The 18,827-nt window shown below is 29.3% G+C and carries 20 protein-coding genes; 14 read left to right on the top strand and 6 right to left on the bottom strand.

What is annotated here, in order from left to right; translation table 11 throughout:
• Positions 1 to 3: 3 nt before the first annotated feature.
• Positions 4 to 324 carry a hypothetical protein gene (locus K324_RS0112480; RefSeq protein WP_026749427.1) on the bottom strand — a complete coding sequence of 107 codons (321 nt, stop codon included), beginning with the start codon at positions 322 to 324 and terminating at the stop codon, positions 4 to 6.
• Between the two features lie 352 nt (positions 325 to 676).
• Here K324_RS0112480 and K324_RS0112485 point away from each other — a divergent pair, with 352 nt between their 5' ends.
• From K324_RS0112485 to K324_RS0112495, 3 genes are all read left to right on the top strand, one after another.
• The gene (locus tag K324_RS0112485; RefSeq protein ID WP_026749428.1) at positions 677 to 2,206 is read left to right on the top strand and encodes a dynamin family protein; all 1,530 of its coding nucleotides are present in this window, start codon (positions 677 to 679) and stop codon (positions 2,204 to 2,206) included.
• On the top strand, positions 2,207 to 2,989 hold the full coding sequence (locus K324_RS0112490) for a hypothetical protein (protein ID WP_026749429.1): 783 nt from the start codon (positions 2,207 to 2,209) through the stop codon (positions 2,987 to 2,989).
• Between the two features lie 77 nt (positions 2,990 to 3,066).
• A complete protein-coding gene (locus K324_RS0112495; protein WP_146997573.1) occupies positions 3,067 to 3,285 on the top strand; it encodes a hypothetical protein in 219 nt (72 codons plus the stop codon).
• 83 nt (positions 3,286 to 3,368) lie between these two features.
• Here the strand turns inward: K324_RS0112495 and K324_RS0112500 are convergent, their stop codons facing one another.
• The 5 genes from K324_RS0112500 to K324_RS0112520 all read right to left on the bottom strand — a co-directional run bounded on the left by K324_RS0112500 (position 3,369) and on the right by K324_RS0112520 (position 7,060).
• Positions 3,369 to 4,217, bottom strand: coding sequence for a cysteine ABC transporter substrate-binding protein (locus tag K324_RS0112500; protein WP_026749431.1), 849 nt, complete (start codon positions 4,215 to 4,217; stop codon positions 3,369 to 3,371).
• A gap of 57 nt (positions 4,218 to 4,274) precedes the next feature.
• Entirely contained in the window at positions 4,275 to 5,057 is a 783-nt protein-coding gene (locus K324_RS0112505; protein ID WP_026749432.1) for an amino acid ABC transporter ATP-binding protein, read from the bottom strand.
• Between the two features lie 36 nt (positions 5,058 to 5,093).
• Positions 5,094 to 5,771: an amino acid ABC transporter permease gene (locus K324_RS0112510; protein ID WP_026749433.1), complete on the bottom strand. Its 678-nt coding sequence runs from the start codon at positions 5,769 to 5,771 to the stop codon at positions 5,094 to 5,096.
• On the bottom strand, positions 5,752 to 6,411 hold the full coding sequence (locus K324_RS0112515) for an amino acid ABC transporter permease (RefSeq protein ID WP_026749434.1): 660 nt from the start codon (positions 6,409 to 6,411) through the stop codon (positions 5,752 to 5,754). Before K324_RS0112515 ends, K324_RS0112510 begins: the two co-directional genes overlap by 20 nt.
• 385 nt (positions 6,412 to 6,796) lie before the next feature.
• Positions 6,797 to 7,060, bottom strand: a complete 264-nt coding sequence (locus K324_RS0112520) for a hypothetical protein (protein WP_026749435.1) — start codon at positions 7,058 to 7,060, stop codon at positions 6,797 to 6,799.
• A 302-nt stretch (positions 7,061 to 7,362) separates the two neighbouring features.
• On the opposite strand from K324_RS0112520, the gene nadN reads away from it, so the two are divergent.
• The 11 genes from nadN (at position 7,363) to K324_RS0112575 (ending at position 18,621) form a co-directional block, all read left to right on the top strand.
• The gene (gene nadN, locus K324_RS0112525; protein WP_026749436.1) at positions 7,363 to 9,153 is read left to right on the top strand and encodes an NAD nucleotidase; all 1,791 of its coding nucleotides are present in this window, start codon (positions 7,363 to 7,365) and stop codon (positions 9,151 to 9,153) included.
• 420 nt (positions 9,154 to 9,573) lie between these two features.
• Positions 9,574 to 9,972, top strand: a complete 399-nt coding sequence (locus K324_RS0112530) for a MazG nucleotide pyrophosphohydrolase domain-containing protein (protein ID WP_026749437.1) — start codon at positions 9,574 to 9,576, stop codon at positions 9,970 to 9,972.
• Positions 9,973 to 10,089: 117 nt separating this feature from the next.
• Positions 10,090 to 11,745 carry a bifunctional metallophosphatase/5'-nucleotidase gene (locus tag K324_RS0112535; protein WP_026749438.1) on the top strand — a complete coding sequence of 552 codons (1,656 nt, stop codon included), beginning with the start codon at positions 10,090 to 10,092 and terminating at the stop codon, positions 11,743 to 11,745.
• Positions 11,746 to 11,802: 57 nt separating this feature from the next.
• Positions 11,803 to 12,681, top strand: coding sequence for a hypothetical protein (locus K324_RS0112540; protein WP_026749439.1), 879 nt, complete (start codon positions 11,803 to 11,805; stop codon positions 12,679 to 12,681).
• 226 nt (positions 12,682 to 12,907) lie between these two features.
• Positions 12,908 to 14,218 carry a phosphopyruvate hydratase gene (gene eno, locus K324_RS0112545; RefSeq protein WP_015770161.1) on the top strand — a complete coding sequence of 437 codons (1,311 nt, stop codon included), beginning with the start codon at positions 12,908 to 12,910 and terminating at the stop codon, positions 14,216 to 14,218.
• Positions 14,219 to 14,381: 163 nt separating this feature from the next.
• Positions 14,382 to 14,789, top strand: a complete 408-nt coding sequence (locus tag K324_RS0112550) for an adhesion protein FadA (RefSeq protein ID WP_026749440.1) — start codon at positions 14,382 to 14,384, stop codon at positions 14,787 to 14,789.
• Between the two features lie 80 nt (positions 14,790 to 14,869).
• Positions 14,870 to 15,283: an adhesion protein FadA gene (locus K324_RS0112555; RefSeq protein ID WP_026749441.1), complete on the top strand. Its 414-nt coding sequence runs from the start codon at positions 14,870 to 14,872 to the stop codon at positions 15,281 to 15,283.
• Positions 15,284 to 15,611: 328 nt separating this feature from the next.
• The gene (locus K324_RS0112560) at positions 15,612 to 16,502 is read left to right on the top strand and encodes a DMT family transporter (protein ID WP_026749442.1); all 891 of its coding nucleotides are present in this window, start codon (positions 15,612 to 15,614) and stop codon (positions 16,500 to 16,502) included.
• Between the two features lie 99 nt (positions 16,503 to 16,601).
• On the top strand, positions 16,602 to 17,390 hold the full coding sequence (locus tag K324_RS0112565) for an META domain-containing protein (RefSeq protein ID WP_026749443.1): 789 nt from the start codon (positions 16,602 to 16,604) through the stop codon (positions 17,388 to 17,390).
• 199 nt (positions 17,391 to 17,589) lie between these two features.
• Positions 17,590 to 18,237, top strand: a complete 648-nt coding sequence (locus K324_RS0112570) for a C40 family peptidase (protein WP_026749444.1) — start codon at positions 17,590 to 17,592, stop codon at positions 18,235 to 18,237.
• An 18-nt stretch (positions 18,238 to 18,255) separates the two neighbouring features.
• Positions 18,256 to 18,621: an MliC family protein gene (locus tag K324_RS0112575; protein ID WP_026749445.1), complete on the top strand. Its 366-nt coding sequence runs from the start codon at positions 18,256 to 18,258 to the stop codon at positions 18,619 to 18,621.
• Positions 18,622 to 18,827: the final 206 nt, after the last annotated feature.

An 18,827-nucleotide genomic window follows, 5' to 3' on the forward strand; every position in this document is an offset into this window, starting at 1 on the left:
TATTTATAATAATTTTACTAATTCATTCAAATCTTTTTCCGTAGTTGCCCAGCTTGTTGCCAGCCTTATCACTGTGTGTTTTTCATCATATTTTTCCCAGAATGAAAAACTTACGTTTTTTGCCAATTCTTCCATTTTTGTATTTTTAATTATGATAAACTGTTGATTTGTAGGTGATTCAAGATAAAATCTGTAATTTTTTTGGTGCAGAATATTTTTTAATTTTTCAGCTAAATCTATTACATGTTTTCCAATCCTTTTGTACAAGTCATCTGAAAATAATGTATCAAACTGGATTCCAAGAAGTCTTCCCTTTGCGAGCAATGCTCCTTGCGTATAATCATTTGTAAAATATAACCTTTCTGTAAAACCGATGCTTTATATTCGTATTATACAGGAAATTGGAAGAAAAGTCCATATAAATGAAAAGCCTTTTAAATAATGCCACAGTACCATTTTCGTGCTTTTACTCTCTCTTATATATATCTGTTTCATTATATTTTAACCTTCTAATGCAAAAAAAAAAAAAAAAAGCATAGTATAATTTTATTCTGATATACTCATATTGTATTAAAAGTATTTTAACATTGAACTTAAAAATTAATTTATTAAAATTTGGTTTTTTAGTTTAATTTTGAAATAGTCGAAATATAAAATTATAAGGAGAGGTGTGTAAATGTTATATTTAGAACAGTATATTAGAAATAACAATGAAGAGTTAATTAATATTCATTGGAATGAAACTATTAACGAATATGTAAAAAAATTAAATGCTTCAAAAGTGTTATTTAAGAATTTATCAGAAAAGGAGTATTTTAAAAGTACGGATACTTTAAAAGGAAATACATTTTTTAAAGAAATAAATACTGAAATTTCAAGATATATTTCTGATTCAAAAAATCCAAGTTACCAAATTGCGATTGTAGGTGCTGTAAAAGCAGGAAAATCAACATTAATTAATGCTCTTATTGGCTATGATTTAGCCAGTACAAATGTAACTCCTGAAACTGCAACATTAACAAAAATAAAAACAACAGACAAAAATTCAATTACAGTAAAATTTTATTCAAGGGAAGAATGGAAAAAAATCTGGAATGATGCTCAAAAAAGTACAAATGCAACTATTTTTAAAGAAGAATTCGATAACTTAAGAGCAAAAGAAATAGAAAGTGAAATGTTAGGAAAATCAGATATTTTTAAAGAATTTGATAATTTAGATTCTATGAAAGATGAAATAAAAAAATGGACTTCCTCACATGCTAGAGAGCATTATTTTGTCAAAGAAATTGAAATTGGTGTAGAAAAATTAAATCTTCCACCACAAGTTTGTCTAGTAGACACTCCTGGGTTAAATGATCCTGTACAATATCGTTCAAATATTACTTCTGAATATATTCACAGTGCAAATGCAGTAATTATTTGTGTAAATGCCAAAACATTGAGAAATGAAGAAATTGCAACAATTTTAGATGTATTAACAAAAGCTCAGGACAAAAAAGACAAAGTTTATATTTTGGGAACACAAATTGACATTATGAATTCCCAAGCAGACTGGGAACAGCAACAGGAAGAATGGTTAAAACATTTAAAAGAAAAACAATTTTATGGAAGTCTTGATATGGCTAAAAAGCAATTAATTGGAGTTAGTTCATATTTTTATTCAAATGCTATAAAGTTATCATCAGATACGGATATTGATTCATTAGAAGATAGTATTGATGATTTAGTAAAAAAAGAAAAAATGACAAAACAAGACAGAAGAGAATTATTACGAAAAGATAATATTACTCCTGAAGATATTGAACAAATAAAAAATATGTTGATTGATTATTCAAATATAGAAATTGTAAATGATAACATTCAAAATAAACTAATTTTAGGGTTCAATGAAAGTTTAAAAAATGATTTTCTCAATAGATATAACTATTTAAAAAATAAAATTGAAACATTTAAGAAAGAGCATATTGAAAAAATTCAAGGAAACATTAACAGTTTTGAACAAAGTGAAAATGAATTAAAACAACAAATTTTACAAAATGAAAGACAAAAAGAAGAATTGGAAACTTTAAACAGAAGATTAAGATTAAAAATAAGAGAAACTACTCAAGCATTTAATACAGATTTTGAAGAATTAAATAGTAATTTCAGAAATCTTATGAGAGAAATAAAAAAAGTTAAATTTGAAGAAGAAAGTGAGGATAAATAAATGGGAATTTGGAATCTTATTGAAAATGCGATTGAAGGTGCTGCAGATTTTGTAAGAAATACAGGTATTATTGATAAAATAGTTGAAATTGGAGAAGGAATAGCGGATTGGTTTAAAGATGTATTTAATATAGGTGATGCTCCAAGTTATGATAAAGATAATGCTACTATTGATGAAACAAAAAAGGTTAATGAAATTTTACAGACATATATTGAAAAATGTCTTAATATTTCAGAAAAATATGATAACATTTCAAAAGAAGAAATAAATAAATATTTTTCACAAATAAAAAATAGTTTGATAGATATAAATAAAATATCTGAAAACAATACTGAAAATTCTGATAAAGTAATTGAAGATTATATTTTTGATAGCCTAGAATTAAATAGAAACACAACTTTGAAAAGTTTAGACAAAATTTATTCAAATGAAATTAAAGACGCTTATTCATTATCCAATTTTGAATTACTTGATATTCTAAAAATGGAACAAGGACGTGAAAAAAAGAAAAAAATGAATGCATTCTCGGTAGAAACTTTAACAGAAGCAAATGAATTTTTATTTGATGAATTAAAAAATTCTATTAATCAACAACAAAATTTAGTTGATAAAAAACTAAGAGATTACATGTACTCAAGAGAAGAAGAGACTAGGCGTTCTATTGAAAAAATTAATGAGATTTTAGACAGTGTTAAAACTGGAGAAAAAGAAAAACAAGAATTAAAAAATAGTTATGTAGAATTGCTTGATGAAGTAAAATTATTTGATGAAATATTTGCATAGTGGAAAGGAAATATGTGTTAGAAAATTTTTTATTTTTCTCTAAAAAGGAAGGGAAAAATTTAGAGGAAAAAATTTTGGTGAGATTAGATAAAATTATATTAGAACAGGAAATCATTAATCAAAGAATTGATATGTTGCAAGAAATTATAAATGTTTCTAATGAAAAATTGATGAATTATCAAACTAAAGAAAGTCAAAATATGTATGGGATTTTAAATCAATTATTATTGAAAGATGTGTTGGAAAATTATGATGGAACATTACAGGAATTAATAAAAAAACATAATTCCAAATAATAAATTTTATAAAACTGGGATTTCTCCCAGTTTTTCCTATTTTCAACCTTATCCTTATTAAATAAAATTTAACCAAATTTACGTTATTTCTTTTCAATAATCACTGTCTTAGGATCAACTTTATTTCCATAAACAGGCTCAAGAGTGGCTTTATACGCTTTTTCAAAGAATCCTTCCTTAGTAAGAGCATCTATTTCAGCATTTAGCCAGTCTAATAGTTCCTTGTTCCCTTTTCTTACAGCTGGAGCAATGTAGTCTTGTTCTCCCAATTCTTTAATATCCACAACAAATCCAGGATTTTCTGTTGCCCAAGCGAATACTAAAGTATTGTCATGTGCAAGTGCAGCTCCTCTTTTATCCAGCAATGCGTTAAATGTTTCTGTGTTTTGATCGTATTTCAACAATTCTATATCTGGATGATTTTTAGTAAAGTAAATTTCTGCTGTTGTTCCTTTGTTAACGATTAATTTTTTACCTTTTAGTTCTTTTACATCCTTTATTGGAGCACCTTCTGGTGATACAATCCCTAATGATACCTTCATATAAGGTTTTGCAAAATCAACTTTCTCTTTTCTTTCATCTGTCACTGTAAAGTTTGCCAAAGTGATGTCAACTTTGTTTGATAGCAAATATTCCACTCTATTTGCAGCTTCCATTGTAACAAACTCTATTTTATTTTCATCACCTAACAAATCTTTAGCCAGCCTTTTTGCCAAATAAATATCATACCCTTGATTTTTCCCATTTTCATCGACAAATCCAAATGGTGGCTTATCTCCAAATACTCCTATTCTTATTTTTCCAGCTTTTTTTATTGCCTCAATTGAACCTGGCTTAGCACTTCCCTTTTCACCTTTTCCGCAGCTAATTGCAAACACTCCTAGAACTAAAATTGCAATAATTTTTACAAACCTTTCAAAATTCTTTTTCATAATTACCTCCAAGTTTATTTATATTTTTTTATTTTTTATAAACATAATTTTTATCAGTTAAATCAGCAAAGCTGATTCCACCTTATCTTTCTTTTCAAAATTAAATATATTTAAGAATTTCTTAGCCCTTTCAGTTTTTGGATTTCTAAAAAATTCCAACGGATAATTTGTTTCAACAACTTCTCCAGAATCCATAAAAACTATCCTGTCGGCAACCGCTTTGGCAAATTCCATTTCGTGAGTTACAATTATCATTGTCATTCCTTCCTTTGCCAGTTCCAGCATTACATCTAGCACTTCTCTAACCATTTCAGGATCAAGTGCCGCAGTTACCTCATCAAATAGCATTATTTCAGGATTCATACACAATGATCTTATAATTGCAATCCTTTGCTTTTGCCCGCCTGATAACTCTCTCGGATATGAATTTTTTTTGTCTAACAACCCCACTCTTTCCAGCAGTTTTTCTGCCTGCTCTGTAACCTCATTTTTATCCCTTTTCTGCACTTTTAATGGCCCTAAAAGTAAATTTTGCATAACTGTCATATGATCAAAAAGCTCATAACTTTGAAAAACCATTCCTATTCTCTGGCGTATTAAATGCCATTTTGTCTTATCTTTATTAATAACATTTCCTTGTAATTTTATTTCTCCAGACTGAATTTCTTCAAGTCCGTTTACACATCTTAGAAGTGTACTTTTCCCACATCCAGAAGGCCCCAATATTACTACAACCTCGCTTTTATTTACTGAAAGTGAAACTCCTTTTAATGCGGGCACTCCTTTTTTGTATTCTTTTTTTATATCAGAAAGTTCCAATAAAACTTCCGAATCTGCCATTTTACTTACCTCCGTTTTTTCAATTTCCTGTATTTTTTAAACAACCCATTTTTTCTCTAATTTTTTTGATAACATTGTAATTGGATAACAAACTATGAAATATAGGAAAAATATGAATAAATATACCCAAAATGGTGCCATTGGATTTTTCCTGCTTGAAAATTCTATAATTTGCCGTCCTATTTTTAAAACTTCTGCAACTTCTATAAAAATCGCAAGTGAAGTTGTCTTAATCATTCTTGTTATAAGATTTACAGCAGCTGGTGCAATTCTTCTTACTGCCTGCGGAAGCAGCACATATCTATAAACCTGGGTTGTATCAAGCCCCAAAGCCTTTGCACTCTCCCCTTGAATTTTCGGAAGCGAAATAATTGCTCCTCTCACAATATCCATCATTTCAGCCGTTCCCCAAATCACAAACACTATTATCGTCGTAGTTTCTGAATCAATATGCAAGCCAAAGCCCTTCGCAACTCCAAAATAAATTATGAAAAGCCATACAAGCAATGGAATTATCCGCATGCTCTCCAAATAAAACTTTAATATTCCATAAATAATCTTATTTTTTGAAGTCATAACTATTCCTAAAATTATTCCAAACAGTATTGAAAACACAATGGAAACAAGGGCAACTTGTCCTGTTACAGCAAGCCCTCCCATAAGCCTTTGCAAATTGACTCCTTTAAAAATAACATCAATTCCCGACAGTTGCATATCTCATTCTCCTTTCAATAACTGCTAAAATAATCGAAACTGGCAAAATAATAATCAGATATGCCACAACAAGCATAAATAGACTTTCATTCGTCTTGTAGTAAAGCCCTATCAAGTCCCGTGTCAGATACATCAGTTCCATCAAAGCCAAAATCCCTATTACCGAAGTTTCCTTCAAAAGAAATATTATATTTGCCCCTATCGCTGGAAAGGAAACCGTAAATGCCTGTGGCAAAATCACATTAGTTACAAGCTGAAACTCCGTAAGCCCAATACTAAGCCCTGATTCTCTCTGCCCTTTCGTAATCGACTCCAGCCCGCTCCGAAATGCCTCACACATATAACTTCCACCTAGAAATGACAACCCAATCACAGCACAAGCATGCGAATTAAACGTTATCCCAATTTTGGGAAGCCCAAAATACAGAAAAAACAGCTGTATCACAAGTGGTGTATTTCTCGAAAGCTCAATATAAATTTCCACAATCTGTCTTGCAACTGGAACTCTATAATAAAGCACCAATGCACAAACTATCCCAATCAATATCGAAAATACAATTCCAAAAATCCCTATTAGCACAGTCAATTTCATTGCTTCTAAATACTTAGAAATATTTTCTATTATAAAATTAAAGTCCATTTTTGTCTTTCCTTTCCAAAATCTTGCCTTATATTTTATTTTTCTTTATCATTATATTTGTATATAAAAATATTATACTATAAAAAATTTTATTTGTAAAGATTTATTTTTGTACATACACATATTTTATTTTAAAAATAAGAAAAAAGTTTTTATCTTTCAAGTATTTAAGTAATTTATACTCAATCTCATTTAAATAAGGAATTTATTACAAACTTTTCCAACAAAGGATAAAAACCTGGTATTTCCAAATAATTAAAATATAATTTTTTAGTTTTAATAAAAAAAACAAGAGATATAATTAAAATCCCTTGCTTTTACTATATTTAACTTTTATAAAAGTTGAAAAATCGAATGAACTAAAATTTTTTTATTAGACAAAAAACTATCTTCTTCTAGCCGCTCTTCTTCTTCCAGCAGCTATTCTTACACGTCTTTGTCTACGAGATGGTTCTCTTTTCACATATACAACTTTTTTTCTTCTTGGAACTCTTATAAAGATGTATCTTCTTCTTATTACTCTTCTTCTTGGTTCTCTTTTTACATATACAACCCTGCTATTTCTTCTAGTTGCAGCAAACGAAGTAACTGATATTCCGATTATTCCCAATATTAAAATCAGTTTTTTCATAAAATTCTTGATATTCATTATATCATCTCCTTCTTTATTAATTTTATACAGATTTATCTTTTAATAATTCTGTAAAAAATATTATTTAGTTAGATTATAGCACTCTTTTATTTTAAAATATTGTAAAATCCATTTGAAATCTATGTTTTTATAAAAATTTATTTTTTTAGTGATTTTTTTTGAAAATCAAGTTATAATTATAGTAATAAAACTTTAAAATCAAACTTAAAAGTTATTATTATTTTGCTCAAGTCCTAAATTTACTTAATTTCTATCAGCTTGATTTTAAACAGATGAATTTTTTTCAAGGAGGAAAAATTATGAAAAAATTACTATTATTGGGATTAACATTAGCATTATTTTTTACAGTTAATTTGGAAGCAAAGACTAATCGTAAAGTGAACAAACAAGACTCATCAGGTTCATTCGAGCTGAATGTTGCCCACATTAACGATCACCATTCACATCTGGAAGAGGAAAAAATGCCTCTTAAATTGAATGGAAAAACTGTTACAGTGCATATTGGAGGATTGCCAAGAGTGGCACAGGAAATCAAAAATTTTAGACAGAATAACAAAAATACTCTTGTACTGCACGCAGGAGATGCTGTAACAGGAACACTTTATTACACATTATTTGAAGGAAAAGCCGATGCTGAGCTTATGAATGCAATAAATTTTGACGTTTACACATTGGGAAATCACGAGTTTGACGATGGAAACAAATTTTTGAAAGCATTTTTGGATGTTCTAAAAATACCAGTAGTTTCAGCCAATGTTGTGCCTGACAAGGGAAGTATCCTGGAAGGGAAATGGAAACCGTATATAATAAAGAATATTGGTGGACAAAAGGTTGGAATTATTGGACTGGATGTTGTGAAAAAGACAAAGGAATCTTCCAGCCCTGGAGATGACATCAAATTTTTTGATGAAATTGAAACAGCAAGAAAATATGTAAATGAACTACAAAGTAAAGGAATAAATAAAATAATATTATTATCTCATGCGGGATATGAAAAAAATGTTGAAATTGGACAAAAAGTTGACGGCGTGGATTTGATTATAACAGGAGATACGCATTATCTTTTAGGAAAAGAATTTGAACAATTTGGATTAGTTCCAGAAGCAGACAGCTACCCTAAAAAAGTAAATTCTCCTAACGGAAACCCGGTTTATATTGCAGAAGCATGGAATTATTCATATCTATTGGGACAAATGAAGGCAAAATTTGATAAAAATGGAGTAATTACCGAATTAACTCCAACTCCAAAAGTTCTAATTAGCGATGATTTTTTTGAAATAAAAAATGCCGAAGGAAAGGCAGTTCAGTTGAATCAAAAAGAAAAAGAGGAAATTTTAAATTCAATAAAGAATAATAAAAATATAGTTGCCATTAAAAATGATCCAACTTTAGCAAAACTTCTTGAAAGATACCAAAAAGAAAAAACAGAACTTGGAAAACGTACAGTCGGTAAAATTACAGAAGAAATTCTAGGAGGTTCAGACAACAGAGTGCCAAATGAACATAACAAAGACGGCTCTTTCGCAACAACTCTTGTAGCTGAATCAGTTTTACATAAATTAAGAAATACAGGAACAGGAAACGTTGACTTTGTAATCGGAAACGCAGGAAATGTAAGAATTACACTAAATCCTGGTGTATTCACTTATGATCTGGCATATTCATTATTACCGTTCACTTCAAACACAGTATTCATAACTGATATTACAGGTGCAGAAGTGAAACAGACATTAGAAGACGCAATTGACTACGTCCTAAATGGAGGATCAACAGGAGCATTTCCTTACGGTGCAGGAATCAGATACGAAGCCACAAAAGAAGGAAAACTCGGAACAAGAGTCAAAAAAATAGAAGTATTCGACTTTAAAGCAAACAAATGGGTACCAATCGATGCTAAAAAATCCTACATGCTAGCCGTAAACTCCTACATCGCCAAAGGAAAAGACGGTTACACAACATTAGGAAAAATCACAGCCCAAAAACGTGGGACAGACACTCATTTAAGCGATACAAAAATATTTATTGATTATTTGAAAGAGAAAAAAGAAATAGGAAAACCAAAATCCACAAACGTAATCTTCAAATATTAATTTTTAAAAAAATTTGAAAATAAATGATACTTTTATTACAGATTTTTTTGATTAATAAATATTTTTTATTTTATTTAATATTAGTTTTTTTAACGCAGAGGTATCAGACGCCATACCTCTGCACTCCCGCTTTACGCAAAACTTTCTTATAAAGAAGAAATAAAACTCGATTTTGAACCAAGATTATTTTAACTGAAATAACTGTGTATAATTTAAAACATATTTCAAAATCTCAAACAGTTATTTTTTCTTTAACGAAATTTTGCTTGATTCATGTTTTAATAAAACTATCTTGTTGTAAATAAACTAAAAACATAAAAATTATAAAAAAAATTCATTAATAGCAGTATATTGTGTAAAATAAAAACATTAATTTTAAATATTTATACCAAAGAATTTAGAAAAGGAGGAGGTAATTTTATGAATAAAAAAAATAATAACAGTGATAATATGACACTTAAAGAAGTACAATATTTAATAAAAAGAATAGAAAAAGGAACTCTGGATGAAACAAAAGACGATAAGAGTCCTCAGCAGAAAAGAGAAAATGGGCAAAGATTAATTTTAAAATTAATTGAAGAATTTGGGGAACTAGCTGAAAATATTAGGAAAAATGTGAGATATGATGGGAAAAATATAAAAGGAACTATTGAAGAGGAAGTATTTGACGTTTTTTATTATATTATTGCGATTGCAAATGATTATGAAATTGATTTGGAAAAGATTTTTTATATAAAGGATGAAGTAAATGAAGTAAAATATGATAGGGAATTTTCGATTTATGAAGCTAGGAACAAATGGAAAAGTATGAAAAAATAATTTTATGAAACAGGAATATTTGTTTAAATAAACATTTTATTTATTTTTTTTGAAAAAACTTGAATATGATAAAAAAATTTTAAATATGGAAAATAAAAAAAGAAAAGGAAATATAAAATGACAGCAAAAAATACGAATACTTCTTTTAAAAAAAAGGAAGTAAGTATAAAAATATTGGGAACAAGCGATGTTCATGGAAGGGTGCTTGCATGGAACTATGCGGCTGATGAAGAGGATAAGTCGGGTTCTTATGCACAGATTTCGACATTGGTGAAAAAAATTAGAAAAAAGAATAAAAATGTGATTTTGGTTGAAGTTGGGGATGCAATTCAGGACAACTGGATAGAAAAGTTTGCGATGACACCGAAACATCCTATTCCAGAAATATTAAATTACATGGGTTATGATATTTTTGTACCAGGAAATCACGAGTTTAACTTTGGAATGCCAACTTTATCGAATATCTTGCGAGATATGAAATTTAAAAAACTGACTGCCAATTTGTATTACAATGAAAATGCTGAAAACGACACTAATTTTTCAAAAGATAAAAGCAGATACCTGGACGCAACTACAATTATTGAAAAGGATGGTGTGAAAATAGGAATTATCGGGCTATCTACACCAATGTCAGCACAATTTGAAGAAGATACCGGCTATCTGAACGACTTTTATTTTGTATCGCCTGTAAAAGAAACTCAAAGACAAATAAAAAAACTGAAAGAGGAAGGGGCAAATGCTATTGTCGTCGTGGCTCATATGGGAATTGAAAATGAGAACGGTATCCCCGAAACAGGAGTTAAGGACTTGGCAAATGCCGTGCCTGAAATCGATGTGATTGTCGCAGGACATATGCACCAGAACATACAAAAAGAAATAATTAACGGCGTTCTTATTACAGAACCTCACAGATATGGAACTGTTATTTCAGAAGTAGACTTAAAATTTGAGGTTATTGGCGAAAACATAAAATTGATAAGCAAGGATTCTACGACTATTCCCGTTAAAAATGAAAAACCTGACAAAAAAATTGAAGAAATTTATAAACCGTTCCATCGTAGACTTTGTACCATCGCAAATGAAGAAATTGGAGAAACTTTAAATGATATGATTCCAAAGGAAAAACATCACGGTGTATCAGCTGCGTTTGGAAAAGATACAGGAATGTCCTCGTTCATAACGGATGTGGAACTTTATTACAGCGGCGCTGACGTTGTTTCATTTGCATATAACTATGAAAATGTAAAACTGGACAAAGGAAAAATCAGGAGAAAAGATATAGTTTACAACTACCGTTATACAGGCGGAGATGTTACAATCTACGAAATGACTGGAAAACAGCTAAAAGACTATATGGAATGGGCTGCTGACTATTTTGACACAATTCAGGCTGGCGATACTGAATATCGTTACAATCCAGAACGTGCCAATGGAAAATACGTTACTTTTGATATTTTTGGAGGAGTGAAGTACAAAATCGACTTGAGAAACGAAAAAGGCAGTAAAATTACCAATCTGATGTTGAAAAATGGAACAAAAATAACTCCTGAGATGAAGCTGAAAGTTGGAATGAATGCTTATAGATTTGAACAATTAGCTAGAAAAGGCGGTATTTTCGATGGACAGGAAATACCAGTATTGTGGGCATCTAAAGAAGCAATCGGAAATATAAAGGGAACTATTCAGAATATGATGATTGATTATATCCGAAATGTAAAAAATGGTGTAATAGAAGGAAAGAGCCATAATAACTGGGAAATAATCGGATTATAATTTTGATTTGTTGTAAAAAATTAAAATATAAAAATATAAAAAAATGGAGAGTGATTTATGAAAAAATTAACAATAATATTTTTATTATTGAACAGTTTAAGTTTTACTTATACAAGAAGAGAGCAGATTCAGGAAAATCTTGCAAAAATTGGGATAAAGCAGTCAATAATTGATGAAACACAAAAAATTGATTACGAAATAAGAGATATTGTGTCTTTTGGAAATGATGAAACTGTAATTGGGGAAAAATTGAATAAACTGCTTGCCATCTTGAAAAAAGATGAGCGAAATTACATCGTATCAGAAGACATCATTACAATTTATGAATCAAAAATCGGAAAAGATTATGAAAAATACTTAGATTTATTTACAAAATACACTCCTTACGATTATGAAAAACTGTTTGCAAAAATGGTATATTATCGTGGAACGGGAAAAAAAGATAAAAGTGACAATTATTATAAGGAAATAGAAAGAAAATATAGTAATACTCCCATTATGGAAATTATAAAAATTTATAACACAGCAAATGAAAACGATAGACAAGTTCAAACAAAAAAGGTTTTAAATTTATTAAAAAGCGAAGAGGTAAAAAGACAGGTTGGAATGACAGATGAAGAAGTTCATTCGATGAATTTAACTTATACTTTGGCACAAGTGAGAAAATATTACAACAATGGTGAAATTGAAAAATCAGTTTCAGAATATATAAACAACGTTGCAAATGCTAGTGTATCAAATGAAGTCCGTGATTACAACCGTCGAAAAGAAACATTGCTGCTATTAAACGCTTTGATGGTTAATGAAGAAATTACAAATAAAAAGTTACGTGAACAAAATAAGCAGAAATTGGAAAACACTTATATTTCTAAAGAAATAAAAAAAGCAACTGTAAAAGATGCCAATTATTTGGATAAGTATTTGAATGAAATGTAAAAGAATTGAAAAATTTAGTAAATATGTCAAAAAATATGAAAGCCAAGACTGGTATATTCAGATTTTTTAGGTAAAAATTATAAAAAAAGACAAACTTATGTAAATTTAACAGAATTTGATAAAAATTTTTTAAAAAATAAAAATTTTGTTTTGAAAATAAGCAAACATTGTGGTATAATTAATTCAAGAAATATACAATTAAATAAATTTATGGAGGTAATTAGAAATGACTAGAATTGAAGATATCTATGCAAGAGAGATACTTGATTCAAGAGGAAATCCAACTGTAGAAGTTGAAGTTTACTTAGAAGGTGGAGCAATGGGAAGAGCTTCTGTACCATCTGGAGCATCAACTGGAGTACACGAAGCAGTTGAATTAAGAGATGGTGACAAATCTAGATATTTAGGACAAGGTGTATTACAAGCAGTAGAAAACGTAAACAAAGTTATTGCTGAACACTTAATCGGATTTGATGCTTTAGATCAAGTAGCTATTGATAAAGCTATGATTGAATTAGACGGAACACCTAACAAAGGTAAATTAGGAGCTAACGCAATCTTAGGTGTATCACTGGCAGTGGCAAAAGCAGCAGCTAACCAATTAGGTATACCTTTATACAGATATTTAGGTGGAGTAAACGCTAAAGAATTACCAGTACCAATGATGAATATCTTAAATGGTGGATCACACGCTGATTCAGCAGTAGACGTTCAAGAATTCATGGTTCAACCAGTAGGAGCTAAAACATATAAAGAAGCATTAAGAATGGGATCTGAAATTTTCCATCACTTAGGAAAAATCTTAAAAGCAAATGGAGATTCTACTAACGTAGGAAATGAAGGTGGATATGCACCATCTAACATTAACGGAACTGAAGGAGCTTTAGATGTAATTTCTCAAGCTGTAGAAGCTGCTGGATACAAATTAGGAGATGACGTTACATTCGCAATGGATGCCGCTTCATCAGAATTTGCAACTAAAAATGCAGACGGATCTTACACTTATACATTCAAAAGAGAAGGTGGAGTAGTAAGAAACTCAGACGAAATGGTAGAATGGTACAAACACTTAACTTCTAAATACCCAATCGTATCAATCGAAGATGGACTTGCTGAAGATGACTGGGATGGATTCAAAAAACTAACTGATGCAATCGGAAAAGATGTTCAATTAGTAGGAGATGACTTGTTCGTTACTAACACTCAAAGATTAGCAGACGGAATTGAAAAAGGAATTGCTAATTCAATTTTAATTAAAGTAAATCAAATTGGTACTTTAACAGAAACATTAGATGCAATTGAAATGGCTAAAAAAGCTGGATACACTGCAGTAGTATCTCACAGATCAGGAGAAACTGAAGATGATACAATTGCTGACATCGCAGTTGCTACAAACGCAGGACAAATCAAAACAGGATCTGCATCAAGAACAGACAGAATGGCTAAATATAACCAATTATTAAGAATCGAAGATGACTTGGCAGAAGAAGCTGTTTACGAAGGTAAAAAAGCATTCTACAACATCAACATTAAATAATAATACATAAAATTAATAAAAGTTAAAAGTTAAAAATGTCTCTTTTGAAGGTAATAAATTACATTTAGAAGAGATGTTTTTAAATAAAAATTGACAATTATTAACAAATGATATATAATATAAAAGATAATTAAAACCGATAACTAATTTAGGAGGCAAAATAATGAAAAAAGTTGGAATTTTATTTGTACTTTTGAGTGCTTTATCATTCTCAGCTGCTTCTTCAAAATCTTCAAAAACAACAACAAACCAAACAGTAACTGGTAGATTTAATCAACTTGAAGCAGAATACGAAAGATTAGTAAACATGGAAAATCAAGAGTATAGTAAATTAAAAGCAAATGCTGAAGCAGCATCTAACAAATTAGCAGAAAAAGAAGCTCAAAAAGCTCAAATCGAAGAAAGAATTGCTAAAATTGAAGCAGCAGCAGATTCAAAAGCATTTAAAGCTCAATATTCTGAGTTAGCAAAACAATACAAAGCTGTAGTTAAAGCATTGGATTCAGAAATCAAATCTTTAAGTACAACTGTTGAAAACTTTGCAGCTATAGAAGCATTAAAAGGTAATTAATCAAAATTAAATTAACGAAAGGAGATACGGGAAGTCAAAAATAAAATTAAAAAGTTTTATTTTATTCTCGTGTATGAAAAATGAAAAAGAAATTAGCAGTATTATTAGGAGTTTTAGTATTAAGTAGCGTTTCATTCGCAGCTCCAAAAGCAAAAGCGGCAGCTAAACCTGCAGCAGGTGGATCAATTGAAAGCAGCCTAAGCAATTTAGAAAACCAATTAGTAAAATTACAACAAATGGAAGATGCAAAATTCAGAGAACAAGAAGCTCAAGCAAATGCAGCAGCTCAAAGATTAAGCAACTACACAGCAATGCAAGCTAAAATTGACGAAAGAATTGCTGAAATTGAAGCAAACGTTGATACAAGCATTTTTGGAAAAGAATTCAAAGCAAAAGTTACTGAATACAAAAACTTAAGAAACCAATTAGACAAAGAAATCGCTAAAGAACAACAAGTTCTTGACAACTTTGAATTAATTAAATCTTTAAGATAGTAATTAAATTTAATATAAAAAAGGTGCTTTTACAAGTTATTTGGAAAGGCATTTTTTTTATGTCTAATTTTTGATTTTTGAGATATACTAAAAATTCTCAAAAAAGTAAGAACTTAAATAATTTTAATGCTCTAATAAATATAGATTTATATTCTGAAATGGGGATTATAATAATTCTATTTTAATCTTGGAGCAAAAAATTTTGAAAAATATTGAAATAGAGATACAATATAATTCCAATTTTAAAGTATTTTTTCTATACTATATTTATACTAAAAAAATAATATAGCTGTTTACCAATCAAATTAAAAGGAGATATGTAATAAATATGCAAACACAAAAAAAATTACATGGAATGCTGCTGGCCAGTTTAGCTTCTAGTCTATGGGCTATTTCAGGAATTTCCGGGGAAATTCTTTTTAAAAAATTTAATTTTTCATCAGACTGGCTCGTTTCAACAAGGACATTAATTTCTGGAATATTGCTATTTGCAATTGTTATTTTTATTGAAAAAAAATCTGTCTTAAAGCCATTAAAAAATAAAAAGGATTGTCTTGGAATAATTTTATTTGGAACAGCGGGAATGTACTTGGTTCAATATACATATTTTAAAACAATTGAGTTAAGTAATGTTTCATTTGCCACAATTTTACAGTTTACTGCACCATTTTTTATATTCGTTTATGAGTCTGCAAAAAATAGAAAATTGCCATCTGTTTCAACTATAATTCTATTATTTATGACAATTTTAGGAGTTGTATTTATAGCAACAAAAGGGAATTTCTCAAATTTATCTGTTTCAATGGAAGCATTGGTATTTGGACTTGTATCAGCTATTATGATAGCCTTCTATTCAACATATCCAAAAAAACTTCTGAAAAAATATGGAAGTATAACAGTAGTTGGCTGGGGAATGATAGTTGGGAGCATAATTTCAAATATTATTCATCCAATTTGGAAAATTGAAGGTAATGTAAATGCAAAATCAATTATTCAAGTGATAATTGTTGTAATTCTGGGAACTTCCATAGCCTATTTAATTTACATCGCAAGCCTGAATTACATTTCATCTTCCCTTGCAGGAATTTTAACAGCCTTTGAGCCTGTACTTGCTGCTATATTATCTGTAATTATTTTTGGATTAAAATTCTCATCTGTTGAAATAGTTGGTTTTGTGCTAGTTTTTGTTTCAATATTTATTTTAGAAAAAAGATTGTAAAATTTTTTCAAAATTTTCTGTAATTTTTTAAATTTTCTCATTTTTCTTTAATGTTAGTGTGATACTATTAATTAACAAAAATGAAAAGAGGTATTTAAAATGAAAAAAATATTTGTTTTAATCGGAATTTTTGCGATGTTTGTGGTTAATTGTTTTATTTTAAGTGCAGCTCAGACTGTCAATTTAAATGGTACTTCGTGGCAATTATCAAGAATTAGACAAAACGGAGTAAATTTAGAGATTCCAAGAAATACTAAAATCACAGTTAGTTTTTCAGGAAATAAGATAAGTGGATTTTCAGGAATTAACAGATACAATGGAACTTATCGAGTTAGAAACAACTCTACTTTATCAACTGACATAAGTACAACATTAATGGGTGGTTCTGAAGAATTAATGAACTTTGAAATGGCATTTTTGGATATTTTACAATCTTCTCCAAAAATAAATTATAATAAAGGAACATTAACTTTAAGAAATAGTAATGGAGATGCTTTGAGTTTTAATAAAAGTTCAAATTCAAATAATCAATCAGATGAAAATTCTTTATCACGTTTGACTAAAGAACTATCTGGAACAGATTGGAAACTTGTTAATATGAACGGAAAAGAAGTAAGAAATGCTGGAATTACAATTTCGTTTTCAGGAAATAAAATAAATGGTAATTCAGGAATTAACAGTTATTTTTCTGATTATATAATAACAGCGGGAAATATCACAATAGGAACTGTTGGAAGTACAGAAATGGCTGGTTCTGATAGTCTAATGAAAACTGAAAGACAATATCTAGAACTTTTACAAAATGCTAAAAAAATTGAATTAGTAAACAACACAACTTTAGTATTAACAACAAACAGAGGTAAGACTTTGACTTTTGAAAAATTATAATTTATAAAAATTTCTTGTTTTTTTTAAAATAATTTATTTTTTATTAATTTACTTTTTTCAAAATTAATGATACAATTGATACACAGTAAAACCTCTTTAAAATCAAATTTTACTCAAATATAAAATTACTTTTGATAGTTTTGATATTAAAAAGAGGTAAATATATAAAAAAACTAATTTTGAAAGGAATAAAAAATATATGAGAAAAAACAAGTTTTTAACAGCAATATGTATGTTATCAGCTTTTGTAGGTTCAAATCTACATGCAAAAACATCAAAAACTAAAAAAGTTAGCAAACCTAAAACATCTCACAAACCTGTAAATAATAAGAAAAGCCATAGTGGTAGCAATACTGGAATTTATGGTATTTCGTCAAACAATAAAAATGCTCTTATTGAAACAAAAATGACGGAATTGCGACAAAGACATGCTAAAGCTATGGCTTCAGGTTCTGCTCAGGAGAGAAGAAAGGCAGCCGTTGAAAGAAAACTTTTGACGTCTTACAGCAAATGGAGAGGTACAAAATACGCCTGGGGTGGAGATTCCAAAAAGGGAATTGATTGTTCAGCCTTAACACGTAGAGTTTACCGTGAAGCCTTTAATAAAGAACTTCCTAGAGTTTCACAGCAGCAAATAAAAAAAGGGACAAGAGTTTCAGCAAAGAATTTGAAATCAGGCGACATCGTTTATTTCACACCGGAAAATAGAACGAGCCACACAGCTGTTTATGTTGGAAATTCATTGTTTATAAATGCTTCATCTTCAAAAGGTGTTGTGATGTCTTCTCTAAAAAGTCCTTATTGGAGAAAATATTTTAAATATGGTGTGAGAGCCCATAATACGTAAAAAGAAAGTAGGAACTTTATGAAACTAACTGGAAAATTGCTGATAATAATAGCAGGAGTTTTATTATTAGTAAGTTCATTAAATGGAATTGCAGCAAATAGACATAGAAAAATAAAAAGAAAACATCCAGTAATAAACGATAGACGTAAAGCTATTGTTTCACAAAAATTTAACTGTGATGGAAAGCAATATGTTGTAAATTATATTACAGATGATAAGGTTCAATTGGTGGATGTTACATCAAATGCCAAATTTCAATTGGATCAAGTTGTATCTGCAAGTGGTTCACGATACAGCAACGGAAAAATTGAAATTCACATAAAAGGCAATGAAGCTTTACTTAATCGAGATGATAAAGATATTTCCTGCACTCTTATAAAATAACAATACAAAATAATAAGGACTGTACCTAAATTTTTAAGTCAGTCCTTTTTTATTTATTTAAATTATATTAGAAGTTAAATCTAAGCCCTGTCGTAAACACATTGTTATTTCCTTTACCTTTTCCACTGTCAATAGAGCCGTCATAGTTTACATACCAGCCAAATCCAGAATTTACTTCTGTCAATGCTCCAACTCCTACCCAAGTT

The sequence above is a fragment of the Leptotrichia trevisanii DSM 22070 genome (assembly GCF_000482505.1).
GTDB classification, from domain to species: Bacteria; Fusobacteriota; Fusobacteriia; order Fusobacteriales; family Leptotrichiaceae; genus Leptotrichia; species Leptotrichia trevisanii.